Raw genomic sequence first — 17,095 nt, 5'->3', positions numbered from 1 at the left:
TTAATTTATTTTCCTGATTTTACTGTTATATTATTGATGATAAATTTTATACATTCAGGGCGTTGTATAATAATAGGATTATCTGGAATTTCAATATTAAATCGTAATAACCAAATAATCGCCCTACGACGATCCACAACGGATAATAAATTAATCGCTTGTTGTTGGTCGGTATAACCATCTGGAATAGTTACAAAATGTGCTGCATCAGAAAATAGGTAATCATATGCAGATAAACTATTTCGATAATGTAGCCATTGCTGCCCTTGATGCATCAATTTTGCTTGTTGACACCTCACCACAACGGAGAGTGTTTCAGTTATACTCACCATTTGTTTTTTTGATCCAGTAAGGCATAACGCTATTTCATTCGGTTGTAAGCTAGTAACCACGTGATATGACTCTTCATTAAGATAGCGATGGGTCAAATAATAATGAAGGATCTTATCGTAATGTCGTTTAGATTTACTCATCATCAACCGGTTGTACTAAGTACTCAATCGTTAACGTATCATTTTCAGCAATGATCCCTTTTAAAAATTTTTCTATTCTGCTTTTATTAATCGTATTAAGTTCATTGAGACTAATTAGCAATACAGAAACCCTTTTAATACCTTCACCTGTCACCATGACATTCGAACGTAGTACGTCAGGAATAACATTTAATTTGTTATAAATTTCGCGGCCTTCCAATAAATTACTTTTAATATTTTCCAATTTACTCAAACTAGAAAACTTTGATTCTAAAAGGTCATTTAAATCTTCCATTTCAAAATAGAAATTAAATTTCGATAACAGTGTTCTTGCCTTCATCACTTGAGCATCATCAACATAAACGGAATATTGCCCTTTGTTTTGAATCAATTCTGCATGAATCTGTGCTTTATTTAATAAAACTAAGACCTTATTAGCAATATCAGCAGATTCAAATTCAGCTATCGAGGTTCCTTGTCCGTCTTGACACCCTATTATTAAAAATAGAAACAAACTACAAAATGCAGTACGCAGTAACTTCATTATTGCGCCTTCATCACTTCGTTTATCGCATTAGCAGATTTTGATGCAATTTTAGTAATCATTTCCTGATACATAGAGTATTGGAAAACGGCTTGTTGTAAAGCAAAGGTATCACTCACAGTCACACTCCCACCAGATGCATTCACTTCATCTAACACGTTAAGGATCTCTTTAAAGCCTTCACCAACATTTTGATAAGTTTCTTTTGCAATCGATGATTCAATACCACTTACATTTTCTAAGGCTAGATTATTCATTATTTAGTCCATTTCTTACATTTGTACACTACATACGTCAGACTATAAACTGTCGATATATGCATATTACACTTAGCGACTATTCTCATACTTAGAGTGGTAGCATGCGTGTTGTATTTAATGCTGTTGATAGCATTACTTTATTTATAGTTAAGCAGATATTTCTTGCTTCTATTGTGTATAGATAGCTCAATTATTTTTCCTTATACTCCTTAAAAAAGAAGTCATATAACAAAAACTTACTTGGCCAGAATAATAGCAATTTATGAATATATGCATAGTGAAAGATTCAGAATTCATAATTTATAGTATTATTTTCATATTGATTAAACATGACTAAATGTGTTTTAACTGAAGTTAATCAAACCAAGTACTGTGGCTGTAACCGCAGATGAAATTAAAGAGGAGAAAATTGTTAATGAAATCAGAGAAAAGCTAACCTTCACTCTATTTTTAGGTTTTTTATATAACACTGAATTATCGGTATGACTTTCTTGATTTTTATTTAAATAGGCTGTTTGAGAACCATCCTTTTCTGGTAAGATATTTTCTTCAACATTCCAATTTTCACATTTATTTTCAAATATAAAAATATATCCTTCTTTAGGAATTGTTTTAATTTCACAAACTAAATTACTAAAACGACTTAATGCTTTTCTTAAATTTGAAATAGCTTTAGTTAGTGATGTTTCACTGACCACTACAGCACCCCAGACAGTATCCGTCATTAATGTCTTATTTAGTACTTGATTAGGATTTTCACAGAACAATTCCAATAATTTAGTTTCTCTACTCCCTAACATGACTTCCTGTTGTTCTGAGCTAATAGTACATTTGATCAAATTAAATTGTATGCCTTTGCCTAATGTGTAGTCTTTCATGCTTTAACCTGTAATCAATTTATTTTTGAAATATGAAATAATATGTATTAATGAACACTCTAACCTTAATAGTGAAATTTCACTATGTTAAGCCTTATTATTAAAGGTAGAGATATTCCATAAAACTTATTTTCACTTTATTCCTAAGTAAGTCATTTTCCTGAAATGGAAAATAACACCTCAATTTCTGTGATTTCAAACGTTACGTTTTGCTTCGTTTCATACCTAATCACAATCATTCGCTTGGTGAGAAATATACGTAATGACACATGGAAAAGAAACATATATTAACAATGAGCATTTATATAGCTTTCCACGTCAATAATTAGAAAAATATAGGTTTAAACTCCAGCCAAAAACCAAAATTTGACATAGTTAAGAACCAAACACTATAAAATAAAATATAAAAACATTCTTTTTTTGATTGAAAACTGCTTAAAATCAACCCAAAAAGACAAAATCGACCCCAATTACGTGTTTTAAGGTGGAAAACCAGCAGCGTTATTTTTGTCAAAATTAGGGTATGACATGTGTTTTCTTACAATACCCACCATTACTCAGCAACTATTTTCACCTTCTGGATTTTTCATATCAAAGAGTACAAGTTAGAGTAATATCAACTATTTTGTGAACAGCCATTAACATATTCATTTTTAATACATGATGATTTTTTATTTTTTAACGCTATACTCAACTCAATCAACTCATTAGCATTAAATTTCATAACAATATTAGAGCTATCACTATTTTTCATTCCAGCTTTAACTAATCGCTGAATGTCACCATTACTACTATCTAATTTTGCTAAAACACCTAAACTTTTTGAATATTTACTATTTATATCAAAATTAACTTCGCCTGATTGACTTAAGGCGATATTTACTTCATTCTTTAAATATATCGATAGATAATTAGCAATATTATCAGCTTTTCGTTCAAGTATTCTGGCTTCTCGTTCTTGTATATCTACTAATGCTTTCATGACATCTCTCCAGTCATTTAAACTGAAAATTGTCGATGTTTTCATCCCGTCTTGAATCGATTTATAACTCTCATTTAAATAATCACTGGCTTGGTGTAAAGCAGTCAAACTTTTATCAGCCTGTATAAGCTCTTTGCTTACATCAGTATCTGAATAATTATTATTTTTATGGTTTCTTGCGATTATTTTAAAAATATCTGCAAAATATGTCATTTCATTGGTTGTCAGCGATAATAAACCTTCTTTAGGAGCCCTTTCAATAATTGCAGCAAGCTGTGAATTTAAATTCTCCAGATTAATATTATCCTTCAGCCATATCAGGTCACATTTACTTAAATCTCGTAATATAAATGTCATACCTCTTTGATTTGGTGGTAAAGGGATTTCATTATCCCATTGAACTGGGGATAATTTTTTTTGTGCTCTTTCTGCACACTCGAATAAGTAATTAGCCATATCATCGGCTGCTCGTATGACAATTTCCTCTCTCTGATGATCGACTTCATTTACTGCTATCTCTAATGTTTGACTGATAAATTGCCATTTATCCTTATTTAGACCATATTGTGAAGGTTGATTATTCACCATGATGTTTGATTGACAAAGCAAGTTCACTTTATATTTCGCCGCAGTAATTTCTTCAGAAACGTGTGCTAATGTTTTTATTTGAATACTATCATTCTCACTATCCCCCCCCATGATGGCAACAATTTCATCTTGAGTCAGCAATTGGTTTAAGCTAATAGTTCTGCTTTCTTCTGTAGATGTCTCTTTTTGCTCGCTAGTCCTAGGCAGTTGGCTCGTATAAGCAAAATCATTAGCTTGATTTTCCAAATCTATTGAAGATAGATCCATTTTGGGATGTTGAAGTGCAAATATTACATCCGTACTCGTGCCATCAGTGTATCCTTTGTTATAAGATATTTTGTAAATAGCATAGGGAATTGCGAATGCAGATAAACCCAAGACCGCTTTTTTAACTAGGCTAAAAGAATTTATTCTTGCTAATGCACTATTCGATTGAGGAAGAGATAACGGATTGTTGTTTAATGCACTCATATAGGCTGAATGTTTATCAACTAACTGATACAACGCTTTACCATCATCATTTACTTTTTGAAGCTCGATATCTTTACTCGTACTCACGGAGCTATGAGCAAACAATTTTGTTAGCACTTTCTTAGGGCTAGATACGACAGACCTAATACTATTTTTTAATGACTCAGATTTTTTTACCGTTATATTTATATCCTTATCTACTGGGTCATATTGAACTTTGCATTCGAATTGTTTTGTAATCGATGGCATAGAATCTCCTTTTATATCCTTATCAATATCCAACAACTATCTTTAAACTACTTAACGTGATATCCGTATTCATTACCACTCCATATAATACTGTTGTATCTGGTTAAAATTTAGGTTCTACAAAATAAATTCACCAATTAAATTACACAAATAACGAGACTCATTCAGTGAAATTTTATGATGACAAGGTAAATTTTAGCTCAACCCTTCATAAATAGACGTTCAATATTATTCAAGAATCATGAACAGCGTCAGAACACAACCAATTGATATTAAATGAATATATATGGAAAAACATAACAAGAATAACATTTAAATAATGACTCCATTTTTTCTTGAATATTTTACTATGTAAATAACATCAACATGAGCAGCATTATAGGTATAGATGACTTAAATTTCGGAATATCTGTATATATCCTGATTTAAACTCAATAATGAATTCATCCCTCTCTCTGTTAATGGGCTATATTATGAGTAATTGTGAACCTTACTTTCATAATTTATAGAAAATAATGCTTTGATATAGCACTATTTGTCATTATTTTTTGGCTTATTATCTGCTTTTGTTGAAATAAGACAGTTATATTTAGATTTCATAGACTCAATCTTACATATATCCGAATGGAAAATAGCTAATTTAATCGTTCTGAGATAGGTTAATATCATAATGCCGACTGATTATGATATTAAAATGAACAGCTAAGGTGAGATCCCAGCCTGATGAGACTGGGGGTTTTAAAAATTTATTTATAGGTTCTATGGATTTCTTTCTGGATTAATATATTGGTATCTTTCGTTTAAATCTAGTTTTAGCTCATTAACTATACAAATGATTTGATTATATTCATCTTGCCTAAGTTTAACGTTATAATTCGCTATATGGTCACACAACATTTCGAATGCCAAAACAATTTCATTGTTACCAATATACTCTAAATCGTAATCAATAATTGATGGTTCTAAACGACCTTTTAAACCTTCACCAAACCTGCTTATTTTAGTTTTTATATCCATTTATGGCTCTCCTTATCGACTACTTTTAAATGAGCGGGTACTTGAGCGTTATTTGGAAACGCAGTAATAACAATCCCATTGGCAGGTTCATAAATAACTTTGATCCTAACTTTATCCCGAACTTCCCAAGCAGTCCATCTTACTTTAGCTTTTGTTTTTGTATATAACCCCTCAGTTTCGGCATACCATTTGGTTGTCGATGATGTTGCAATGTCACCTATTTGATTAATGACTTTCTCCGCATTCCAGTTTTCTGGAAATATTGATTTACCCTGCTGACCTGGAAACAAATGCCCACCACCAGCCTGATCGCCATGCAATATATGTTGTCTGATATTATCTGGTAGAATTTTTTTATAATCATTTTTGGGTCTAAAATTTGCTTTAGTTAATGAAGCAAAAGAACTTTTCCCCTCAGAATCATAAATAAATACCTTATTCTCAGTATCTGTTGATTTTATTAAGTAAAATCGGTCTTTGTGTCTAATGTAATAATCATGGCTTCCTGTTTTGACAAATACTCCCGTTAATCCATTAATTGGCGTGATCTCTGTCGCCTTTTGAACTGAAAGTCCCAGCCCTGCTTGGCCTTCCAATATCTTGGCGAGTTGTTCTGTAATAATAATTCCTTTATTACCTAGGCTATCACTTGCTTCTTTTAATATCTGTTCTTCTGGACTTCCCGGTGTGAGATACACTTTATCGATCTGGCCTTCAAACAGCTCTCCTTCCATGATTTTCACACGATTTTGTGTTTGGCTACTACCGGGTAGGCTGCTAATAAGGTTATCTTTGGGCGATTGAGAATAAATAGTGATATGGTCGAGAGATGAATCAACCTCCGCTGCATAATATTTATTATTGTATTTGAGATAATATTGCTTACCAACATGATAAAGCGCGCCTTTCTCCAATTGAAGTAAATCGCCCATTTTTCGTGCAGCAGTAGCAGAAATTTGCTCCAGAGTACTTTTTTCGAGTATTGTTAAATCCGGTTTTTTATTAAAACCGGGATCCTTCCATTGCTTCGCAGCCTTATTTGCTCCCTTTCCACCTAGACCTTCTGTTTTTAAGTTGTACATACGCTCTTTAAAAGAAAGAGGCTGGTTCTCGAGTTTACCCGCAGAATTAATGACGTATTTCCGTCCAATATACTTGGTTCTGTCAGGGCTCAACTGCTGCCATATTTGTTGTCCATTATCTATACCACTAGGTGCCACATTTATGTATTTATTTAGTATTGGATAATAAAAAGATTTTGTTTTTATTGAAAAAGGAGCTTGAAGTGGAGATTCAAATGCTATTTGTTCCACAAGTTGATTATGAGAATTAAGAGTATATCGCTTGCCAAACAGTTCACCTGTTTCAGGGTTAATACGAACATAGATTTCTTGCCCGCCTATTTTGTCTATCTCCTGTATTGGCGTGCGTATTTCTGAATTTGGTAATAAAGCAACTTTATGAGTAATTGGCAATGCTGAAGGTAAATTATTGACAACCCCAGATACCGTTATTTTTCTCCCTAAATTAACTGTTTTTGCATCGGCCATTAATTGTTTAACAAGGAAATGGCCTAATTTTTGGCTTCCTCGAGTTAATAATTCAAAACCAGGATCAACTGCTCGCAGTGCTCCCTTACTTAATGCTCCCAACTCTGTAATAGTGGGTAGTGAGATTTCTCTTAGCGTATTTTTTACTATTGGTGATAACGACCCTTTTCCTACAGTTCGTGCTCCATAACGAAGGCCTCGCATTAATCCCATACCAAATTTACTACTTAAACTGGCCGCTTGACCAAAAACAGGAATAAATGCTACTGCATCCATTAGGCAAGAAGGGACTGCTTGTACAGGATTATTATTTATCACTCCTTCAACACAATCATAGAATGGAATAATATGCTTGATAGCATACCAGGTTTTTTGAATATCTGATTTATCATCACCCGATGCATCGAGGCCGTTGTAAATTTTATTACGATGAATATCACTTAACGCATCTATAAATGATTGTGTATCTCCGCGTTCGCCGAGATTTTTTTGATTATCAGTAAAAATGGTATATCTGAAGGTATCGCTAGGGCTTTCAATTTTCGAGTCCGTTACAACCAGGTTATTGCCGAAATAGTTATAATCTAAAAGACCATTATCAATATAGCGATGAATATCGCGATCCACACGGAAGATCTTATAGCCCTCCGTCCCCTCATGGATCCCTTTTAAGGCATAAATGCGCTCTTTATTATCTCGTTTTACTGAAATAAGGTCTGTTTTTAATAACGAAATATTAATATCGTCATTATAAGCATGGTTGTATGCAGACCAAGTTCCTCTGCTGGTACTCATACTAATCCCCCCTAGACACACATCGGCATCGGGAGCTGTAATAAAGTCATATTCTTGTTGAGGTAAGGCTTCTAACTCTGAGCGAATGAGATATTTATCAATTTCACGATAGCGGTCAGCAACATTAGAGGTTAGCTTTCGATATTCATCATTTAATCTATCAGGCGCATTATCGCAAGGTTTATCAATATTATTTAGATAAAGTTGTTTAGCATGTTCTACTGCTATTTCACGATTTTTTTCTAGTGTTCCAATATTATTTTTTAATCCTACTATTTTTCTTGGAAGCTCATTGGTTGGGCACTGATCAATAATCTTATCTGCTAGCTCACCTTTACTAAGCCATACAGCAACTGCCGAACTATAATCTTGAAATTTTTGATTAATATCCTTATGCATAACCTCCACTTGCTGACGATACTGTAGATAATTACTCTCTGCACCTGATAATATATTGCCTATACCATCTTGTCGGTTAATACGATTAGAAGAGTGGCTAGCCATAAAAAATTGAGCTGGAGCTGAAAAATAACTGATTTTATCTTCAGTTATTCCCTCATCAAAGGCCAAATCCCACATATATTCCCCTACATTAATAGCTTCTTTAGGGGTATAAGCGCTAAAACCTAAATCGGTTAAAAATTGTGAACCCGAATACAATGGCGCAAACTGATAGTCATCCAGCCGCATATTTTTAACTGACTCGATATCAAATAAGCGAAGAAATGGCATCTCTTCTTTAATAAAAGATTGCCACATTGTATTCAAATTTTCCCATTGTTCTCTAGGAAGATGATTTAGATACAATTGTTTATTGTTATACAGCTCTTGAAGTGTTAATAACTGATTAGCTTTACTAATCGTATAATCTTCTGGATGGTGATCCTTCTCCATCTTTCCCGCAATATATTCTTTAGGTGACATTCCTAAAATATTATCGAATATCCAGTGTCGCAAAGCAGATTTCGCCTGCTGGCTAGAAATTTGTTCATTCTGTTTCCCACCGTATAGGTTTGCAGCCGCGAGAATTTTTTTACCCAGTATGGTAGTTACTTTTGTATCATCTACAGCACCACTCGTTTTCACATCATAAAAATAGGTTGCAATAGCAGAAAGTAGCTCTTCTTTGCTTATGTTTCCACTTCCTAATCGATTTTCGGTTTGCAGCCATTCAGCGATTTTTTTATTCGCATCATTTGATTGTAAAGAAGCTCGTGGATTATATTCAACTTCACTGCTTTCTATTGTGAGATCTTTATCTTGATGTTCATCAATTTGATCAGGGTGTGCAACATTAGCGTCATTCTGCAACGGTAGCGCTTGTGCCATTGGAAATTTCAACGGATCGGATAAGCTGTTAGTCAAAAAGCTCAATGCTGAACTAACACTATCCATGACAGACAGTTTTGATGTAGACGTGGTATCTTTAGCTTGTTGAATATCCGTGTATTTTGCAGCGGGAATGATTGATTTTGATGATTGGCGATTTTCTTCCATGCCACTATGTACTACGCGAGCTATTTTTTCATATCTATAATTTGCAAACGCATTTGAAACGATATTTTGAGCCGTGACTTTTTTTGCATTTTCACCTGTCGTTGCGCGAATAAAATCGCTTCTATTTATCGTGCTTAACATACTAAGCAGCTCTAAACATGTTTGAGCACGAGCTTGCTGCTGTGCATTACTTGAATGAAGTCCACGGTGATTAGCAATATTTTTAATTCGAGTATCTTGCCAACGCTGACCTTTTATTGATTGATCTAATTTATTAGTATGATGACCAATTCTCTGCCGCCACTGCGTTTGGTGTATATCTATTTTAGGCATTTGTTATTCCTAATGTTATAGAAATGGATCTATTGTTTTAATCACTCCAAATATAGAAATGATAAAAAACCAATTTATTAGTTAAATTGGCCTATCAATAATCCATTATAATAATATTAACGGCAAAAAATAATTTTCAATTTCAAAATAAAACACATTCAGGAAAAACAAAATGAATACAATGATAGAAACAAACGAATTCATGAATATACGCTTACCCTAACCTAGATTCAAAATAACTCTAAAAATATAACTTCAGCATTGACATATTTAGTATATTCCTCACAACACCTATCTCTATTTTAATTTAATTGTAACCCACTCTCTACCCCAGAAATCAACTAATGATTTTAAACTTAATTTTCAGCAGTATAGACATTAAACCATCTAAATATGAATTAATTATTTAGGCTTAAAGTTGATTGCAAGTAGTATATAGGTTATTAATATAATTCACATTATATAGCCATGAAATCATCATATAAACACACATTGTAAGTGCGTAACATTATGTTTTTAATTTAATAAAATCGCCATTCAGAGTTTAATCATGTTACTTTATAAACATGATATTTTCTGAAAAATTAAATATATTTTTCTAAACCCCTTATTTCCGCGGGTTGATTTCCACATGTGCTCTAGATAATTCAATTAGAATGTAAACAATGAAAGAAAGTAAACGGTAAACATCGATAAACGACGAGGTTCGGCTCACTAAAGCACAGTCAACCACAATGCAATTTGAAGTAGAATAAGAATATAACTTAAGGATTAATATATAAATTACATATATATCAGCATCAATGACATTGTTGATGGCATATTCCCTGCAACCACTGCGGCCGAAGTTCCGACATAAGCAGCTCGGAATATTAAAGTAGCATCTTGATTTTTCGTCAAGTTATCGCTTTTCTTTATGCTACCTTGAGGATCAAATTTTTTATCCCTAATTTCATTTTGATACAAATAGAGCCCAACGCCTTTCCCCGCATTCGATGTATTGATATTTTTCAACACATTACTACCATCAGTGTTCGCAATACCCTCAACCTTCCCTTCTATCTTTTTAACGTCTTCATGATAGCCACTTGATCCTAATGAATTGATTTTATTACACTTTATCTTTCCAGCGACTGTAACATCAATTAATTCGGAATTTAATGAATCAAAAGAGCAAGTATTTGCAATGGCTTTTCCTGTTATTGTAACAATAGTGTTATCAGTGGTATCACTTGACGCTGCTGTTGCTGTATAGCCAAACAATATTAAGAGTAGACAAATTCCAACTCGGTTATTCATAATATTCATCGTTATTTCCTGTTTGTTACTGATTAAATGTTAATTTAAAAATCGCGATCACTCAAAAGGCAATGTAACACGTTGTAATAACTAGTTTTATTACTTAATCAGCAATCGTCTTTACACTGCTTATCGTTATCTTGCCACCATACTTTGGTAACCGAATATCCATCACACAAAGAGCATTCCTATTACCAATTCGCTACCCAAGCAGACATGTAGTTTAAATTATCAATTGAATTTTTCTTATTTAATCCACTAATTTCATGTATTATTATTTTTGTTTCTTTTAAGGTTATTAATATCACCTAAATTACCTTTTTTTTGATCTAGCACTTTATTCACTGCTTATGAGCTTAAGCCCTTCACTATTGATATTGATATATGATTTATCTAATATTGTAAAAAATGAAATAAAACTTTAATTCATTACATCCATAAAATCTAATGATAAACTCTGAATTTACATGACCTAAACCCAATCATTTAATAAGTTAAAAATTAAGACACAAAAACGAGTGCTAACCTGAACCAGATAACTTCACATTTATTCACTTTAATTATTCACAACAAAAAAATCACCTAAAAAACAAGAACAATGAAAAAATTTGAATATTTATTATGAAAATTCATAAAATAAAAATATTTAACTTATTTATTGATTAACCAAAGCTTAATGACAACAATATTAACCACATATTTCATTAACTAAAAAAAATCGATTCATTACTAACATATATATATAAATATATGATTTAAGATGCACTCTTATAATTTTAGGATAAGCCTAATTTATAATTACATTATTACTTGAACGATATATTGTATTTTTTACATTTGTCATCCAGCTCAAAGTATAACGAATATATTACAATCTTTTCGGAACAAACAGACCTATGCCTATTAATCGCAGCACATCACCCCATCATAGTTCAACTTATTCTAACGACGTCCATCAAAACTCGCCTTTTAGTCAAGACTCGCCTACAGATATTAACTCACTTGTTAATAACATGTCTTCTGTACAAATAACAACAACAAAAAAAACACAAATTTAAATATAATAAGATTGTTTTCAAAATGGATAAAAACGCCTAAAAATCGATATCTTAAAGAATGGACACAATGGAAAAAAAATGCACCCGCAGAGGAAAAAAGTAGCAGAAAGCTTGCCGTATTAGCATTACAGCGTTGTTTGCTTTCTAAAGAATCAACCCTTGATTTGAGTTGTCTTAATCTGAGCTCTATTCCCATATTACCTCCGCATATTACGAAATTAAATGTAGAGATGAATCGGCTCATTGCTCTCTCTGAACTTCCTGACGGTTTAACAGAATTAAATTGTGCCTATAATTGCTTGATAGAATGGCCCCGCCTTCCAAGTGAGTTGAAAATTTTAAATTGTTCAATGAATAATTTAGTCATCTTGCCTGACCTTCCCGATAAGCTAGAAGAATTAAATTGTTCTAAAACTAACCTGTTAAATTTACCTAAACTCCCTAATGGGATGAAAATTTTAAACTGTTATATGAATAATCTAGTAAATATTCGTAATCTACCACCTTCTCTTGAATATTTTTATACTGGTTGTAATGAACTGGTTGAGTTACCAGAGCTACCAAATACACTGAAACTGTTAGAATGTAGCAATAACTACCTGCAATACTTGCCCATGCTTCCACCTTCAATAACATCTATTAGTGCTTCCAATAATAGGTTAAATGAATTACCTGAAGAACTTCCTAGCCAACTAATTTTTTTACAATGTATGGATAACAACATAACAACACTACCTGAATCTATAGCTAACCTGAATAGATTGGAAGGTAGAGTAGATCTACGCGCTAATCCTCTATCGGATCGAACAATACAAAATATTTATGCCATGCTTAATCAGAACAATTATCGAGGCCCATTAATTTATTTTTCGATGTCGATGCAAAGAAATTCTGAACATACTACACATAGCTTTATTGACAGCGTTATTAGCTGGTTTCCTTCTGAGTGTAAACAAGAAATAATTTCAAAATTTTCAACAATTGCTCGCGAAAAAAACACCAAGCCATTTAGTGATTTTATTGACCGGCTGCAAGATACCTGTAGCTTTCAAAGAAACCTGAAATTTAAACAGCACGTTGCGCAATGGCTGTCGAGATTAGCAGACTCACCGATTCTTCGCGAGACAACATTTGCTGTTGCATTGGAGGCAACCGAAAGTTGCGAAGACAGAATTACATTGGCATGGAATGACATGCAAAAAGTGGAATTAATTCATAATATTGAAGTCGGTCAGTTTGACAATAAATTACCTGATTTAATGATTGCAGCACGCGAAATGTTCCGCCTAGAAAAGCTTGAACATATTGCTAAAGAAAAAACATCTGTACTCCACCTTCTTGATGAAATTGAGGTCTATTTGGGTTTCCAAACCCAACTATGCATCCCGCTTAGGTTGACCAATATAGCGAAAGAAATGCGCTTCTTCGACGTCTCTGGTATCACGAAATCTGACCTTGGCCTCGCTGAATTAACTGTAAAAACAGCAGAAAACGATCATTTTCCAGAATGGTTAGCACATTGGTCACCGTGGCAAAAATTCGTGGAGCGTACTGAGCCAGCATTATGGGAACAAGCTTACGATAAAAAAATGAACATCTATGAAAACGAATATCAGAAACGCATTAATGCTGAGCTAGATGCTAATAATTTAACTGATGACATTGATGCTGAGCGTGCACTAGGAATAAAAGTAATGCACGATATCGACAAAGCAATTTTCATACCGCTAACCTTAGATACTTTAGCTAACAAAAAACAGGCTGCGCTATTGAATAAACCATGGAATATATAACAATCTCGTTTAAACTAAGTCAATTTTAAATAGTGACATAACATACTTAACATTCATAATATTTACCCCCCCCTCGTTAATAACGAGGGGCTACCACAAACTGTCTAAAATCAATAACTTCACAGATATGAATATAATAACTATTATTATAAGATGATTTTTAAATATTAACCTTTTACTCATATACTTAGCGTTGACACTCTATTGTAATCTAAAAAAACATACTTGATTATTAATATATAGATTGTCTAATAAATTTTAAAATATAAATTAGAATGTTAGAGAGTTTTTTATCATTAATTTATACTCTATATTATTTTAATATAGGCAACAAGAGAATATAAGCGTGGCGCATAAATGAACCATATAACTAAATTAGCTAAGTTTAGTCACGATTATTTAGATTGAAGTATGACGAGTATATAAACTTTATAATAAATTTTAATATTCAAAAAAAAATTTCGAATTACCCTTGGCACAAACGAAATTATTTCCGATAAAAGTGCTGATGGGTATGAGTGACTATGTGATTCAAACGTGTTTACCTATTGAATACAATCGCAACTTAACATATGAAAAATATATTGTAACTTTCAAATAGAGATTATATATGCCTATTTATCCTAATTCGTCTACTTATCATAGTTCAATCAATTCTATTGGCTCACCTCTGAATCATGAGGATTCTAATAACACCGTAAGGCTTGCACAGAATATATCAAAAGTAGAAACAGTTTCAATTCAGATTGATTCAAAACCGAGAATAAGCTGCCGCCCTTTAGAACAACTTAAGAAAACACAATTTATGCCGAAATACCATGATACTTGGCTAAAGTGGCAGAATGAAGCTTTGATTACATGCCCCGATGAATTTGAAGATAGAAAGATAGCGCTAAAAAAGTTATGTGCTTGCTTATATGATAAAACCTTACATCTTAATTTTTATGGGCTTGAAATAACATCATTACCACTATTACCACCATATATCACCAAATTGGATATCTCATATACTCATCTAAAAAAGTTGCCTGAACTTCCTTCAACATTGAAAGTGCTATATTGTAACTATGCCAAACTAGAAAGCTTACCCGAGTTATCGGAAAAACTAGAAGAATTATATTGTGATGACAACAAATTAGTAAACCTTCCCAAACTTCCACCTAAGTTGAAAGCATTATCTTGTGATAATAATAGACTGGTCAGATTGCCTGAATTGCCTTCAACACTGAACGGACTATCTTGTGAAAATACTTGCTTAGAAAGCCTACCTAACCTTCCTATTGGATTAATATCACTTTATTGTGACCTTAACTATTTAAAGGATTTACCTGCACTTCCCGCTGGAATGAAGGCAATATCTTGTGCGGACAATGAATTAGATTTTTTGCCAGCACTTCCACTCTCTTTGGAAGAGCTGACTTGTAATAATAATAATCTAACAAGACTACCTCCGCTGCCTCTTTCGCTTAATCATCTTATCGCTAGCAATAATTCATTAACCGAGTTACCTGAAATACCAGCTTCCGTAACTCATATAGACTGCCAAGATAATGAACTGACACACCTACCAGAATCAGTGTATCGTTTAACTCGCGGCTTAATCAATGTCGCTTATAATCCCTTATCTGAACAAACATGTGAAAATTTACAGGCCATGACTTTTTTACCTGAATATCGAGGCTTACAGATATATTTTTCAATGGCATCCCAATACAATTTTGAACCCACAATACGCGCTTTAACTGATAGCGTTATTGACTGGTTTCCTGTTGAGCGTAAATTGGAAATAAAGTCGAAATATTCAGCAATTGCAAACGAACGAAACGCGGAACCATTTAGTGCTTTTATTGATCGCTTACAAGATACAAGTAGTGCGAAAAAAGATCCAATGTTTAAACAACAGGTTGCACAATGGTTGAATCGATTAGCTGATTCACCGAAACTCAGAGAATCTTCTTTTATCATTGCGGATGGCGCAACCGAAAGCTGCGAGGATCGAGTTGCTCTGATGTGGAATGATTTGCAGAAAGTAGAATTCATTCATAATATTGAAGATGGGCAGTATGACGATAAATTACCTCAATTTGTCGCTAACGCACGGGAAATGTTCCGCCTAGATCAACTCGAACAAATTTCTAGGGAAAATGTTAATACACTCCACGATGTTGATGACATTGAGGTTTATCTGGGTTACCAAACGCAATTATGCATTCCACTTGAATTGGCTAGTACAGGGAAAGAAATGTATTTTTTCGATGTTTCCGGCATCACTTCATCTGACCTTAACGTGGCTGAATTAAGAGTGAAAACCGCAGAAAATCACCAATTTCCTGAATGGTTTGCACAGTGGTCCCCATGGCAAAAGTTAATAGAGCGTACTGAGCCAGCATTATGGGAAAAAGCCTATGATAAAAAAATAGACATCTATGAAAACGAGTATCAGAACCGAATTAACGCTGAACTCAATGACTGTGAATTAATGGGTGACGTTGATGCTGAACGGGCACTTGGTATCAAAGTGATGCACGATATTGATAAAACTATTTTCATACCGCTAACTTGGGAAGCTTTAGCAAACAAAAAGCAGGAGTCGCTGTTGAACAAAAAATGGAATATATAATATAACTTGTTTTCATAAATAATAAATTTACGATAAACATGATAAATCTTAAAATTCATGTTATTTATTGTTGCTATATCATATAAATATTAAACCCTCAGTCTTAATTAACCTTCTTAAGGAGGCTAGTCCATATTAGCTACTTTAAGAGAATATATATATGAGAATTTTCATTCGTTATAAAAACTCAATTATTAAAAAATCAAAAGTCACTTTTTTTTTAAATCTTCATGATTAAACTAGTTGGTATTGATAATTTAATTTTGATAAGTAACCTTATCACTTGAAAGGTGATTTATTGTGAATTCATAAGCAAGCCTATAGATTTTACAATCTAAATAAAATAGATTAGAAGTCAATTACACCTTAATTTATTCGATATATCTATAGGATGAAAGTAAACATTCACCTATTGACATAGAAAACCATGTAGATGAGATGACTAAACATTTAAAAGATCACTCATAACTTCATTGGTATTGATATATGAACTATCACTTTACTTAAAAAATATATGTAAAATAACAATGGTAATAAAAAACAGTAAATACTTACTGTTTTTTATTAATTAATGCTCATTTTTCAGAACATTAGCAATTTGATTAACAAACATAAAACTCATTAATTTACCAATTAAACTAATCTAATCTAATCTCTGAAAGATGAATTTTTAAATTTTTTTCATTAA

At 32.9% G+C, this 17,095-nt stretch carries 10 protein-coding genes; 2 read left to right on the top strand and 8 right to left on the bottom strand.

Annotated elements, in window-relative coordinates:
* Nucleotides 1-5: 5 nt before the first annotated feature.
* The 8 genes from OOA_RS02340 to OOA_RS02305 form a co-directional block, all read right to left on the bottom strand.
* The gene (locus OOA_RS02340; RefSeq protein WP_148284486.1) at nucleotides 6-473 is read right to left on the bottom strand and encodes a hypothetical protein; all 468 of its coding nucleotides are present in this window, start codon (nucleotides 471-473) and stop codon (nucleotides 6-8) included.
* Complete coding sequence (locus tag OOA_RS02335; protein ID WP_008910518.1) at nucleotides 466-1,017, bottom strand: hypothetical protein; 552 nt, start codon at nucleotides 1,015-1,017, stop codon at nucleotides 466-468. The genes OOA_RS02340 and OOA_RS02335 overlap by 8 nt, the downstream gene beginning before the upstream one ends.
* Nucleotides 1,017-1,274: a hypothetical protein gene (locus OOA_RS02330; protein ID WP_008910517.1), complete on the bottom strand. Its 258-nt coding sequence runs from the start codon at nucleotides 1,272-1,274 to the stop codon at nucleotides 1,017-1,019. Before OOA_RS02330 ends, OOA_RS02335 begins: the two co-directional genes overlap by 1 nt.
* A gap of 347 nt (nucleotides 1,275-1,621) precedes the next feature.
* On the bottom strand, nucleotides 1,622-2,155 hold the full coding sequence (locus tag OOA_RS02325) for a winged helix-turn-helix domain-containing protein (RefSeq protein ID WP_008910516.1): 534 nt from the start codon (nucleotides 2,153-2,155) through the stop codon (nucleotides 1,622-1,624).
* Between the two features lie 616 nt (nucleotides 2,156-2,771).
* Nucleotides 2,772-4,445, bottom strand: coding sequence for a hypothetical protein (locus OOA_RS02320; RefSeq protein ID WP_008910515.1), 1,674 nt, complete (start codon nucleotides 4,443-4,445; stop codon nucleotides 2,772-2,774).
* A 759-nt stretch (nucleotides 4,446-5,204) separates the two neighbouring features.
* Nucleotides 5,205-5,462 carry a MafI family immunity protein gene (locus OOA_RS02315; RefSeq protein WP_008910514.1) on the bottom strand — a complete coding sequence of 86 codons (258 nt, stop codon included), beginning with the start codon at nucleotides 5,460-5,462 and terminating at the stop codon, nucleotides 5,205-5,207.
* Nucleotides 5,453-9,637, bottom strand: a complete 4,185-nt coding sequence (locus tag OOA_RS19730; protein ID WP_008910513.1) for an EndoU domain-containing protein — start codon at nucleotides 9,635-9,637, stop codon at nucleotides 5,453-5,455. Before OOA_RS19730 ends, OOA_RS02315 begins: the two co-directional genes overlap by 10 nt.
* A gap of 783 nt (nucleotides 9,638-10,420) precedes the next feature.
* On the bottom strand, nucleotides 10,421-10,945 hold the full coding sequence (locus OOA_RS02305; protein ID WP_008910512.1) for a fimbrial protein: 525 nt from the start codon (nucleotides 10,943-10,945) through the stop codon (nucleotides 10,421-10,423).
* 1,060 nt (nucleotides 10,946-12,005) lie between these two features.
* On the opposite strand from OOA_RS02305, the gene OOA_RS02300 reads away from it, so the two are divergent.
* On the top strand, nucleotides 12,006-13,787 hold the full coding sequence (locus OOA_RS02300) for an NEL-type E3 ubiquitin ligase domain-containing protein (protein WP_008910511.1): 1,782 nt from the start codon (nucleotides 12,006-12,008) through the stop codon (nucleotides 13,785-13,787).
* An 805-nt stretch (nucleotides 13,788-14,592) separates the two neighbouring features.
* Complete coding sequence (locus tag OOA_RS02295; protein WP_236611163.1) at nucleotides 14,593-16,407, top strand: NEL-type E3 ubiquitin ligase domain-containing protein; 1,815 nt, start codon at nucleotides 14,593-14,595, stop codon at nucleotides 16,405-16,407.
* Nucleotides 16,408-17,095 lie beyond the last annotated feature (688 nt).

Source organism: Providencia burhodogranariea DSM 19968, assembly GCF_000314855.2.
Classification (GTDB): Bacteria; Pseudomonadota; Gammaproteobacteria; order Enterobacterales; family Enterobacteriaceae; genus Providencia; species Providencia burhodogranariea.
This window is presented reverse-complemented; position numbering and strand designations above follow the sequence as displayed.

Excerpts from the sequence above, each read along its gene's own strand:
- OOA_RS02335 (WP_008910518.1), bottom strand. The coding sequence starts at position 1,017 with ATGAAGTTACTGCGTACTGCATTTTGTAGTTTGTTTCTATTTTTAATA.
- OOA_RS02305 (WP_008910512.1), bottom strand. The coding sequence starts at position 10,945 with ATGAATATTATGAATAACCGAGTTGGAATTTGTCTACTCTTAATATTG.
- OOA_RS02320 (WP_008910515.1), bottom strand. The coding sequence starts at position 4,445 with ATGCCATCGATTACAAAACAATTCGAATGCAAAGTTCAATATGACCCA.
- OOA_RS02330 (WP_008910517.1), bottom strand. The coding sequence starts at position 1,274 with ATGAATAATCTAGCCTTAGAAAATGTAAGTGGTATTGAATCATCGATT.
- OOA_RS02295 (WP_236611163.1), top strand. The coding sequence starts at position 14,593 with ATGCCGAAATACCATGATACTTGGCTAAAGTGGCAGAATGAAGCTTTG.
- OOA_RS19730 (WP_008910513.1), bottom strand. The coding sequence starts at position 9,637 with ATGCCTAAAATAGATATACACCAAACGCAGTGGCGGCAGAGAATTGGT.
- OOA_RS02340 (WP_148284486.1), bottom strand. The coding sequence starts at position 473 with ATGAGTAAATCTAAACGACATTACGATAAGATCCTTCATTATTATTTG.
- OOA_RS02325 (WP_008910516.1), bottom strand. The coding sequence starts at position 2,155 with ATGAAAGACTACACATTAGGCAAAGGCATACAATTTAATTTGATCAAA.
- OOA_RS02315 (WP_008910514.1), bottom strand. The coding sequence starts at position 5,462 with ATGGATATAAAAACTAAAATAAGCAGGTTTGGTGAAGGTTTAAAAGGT.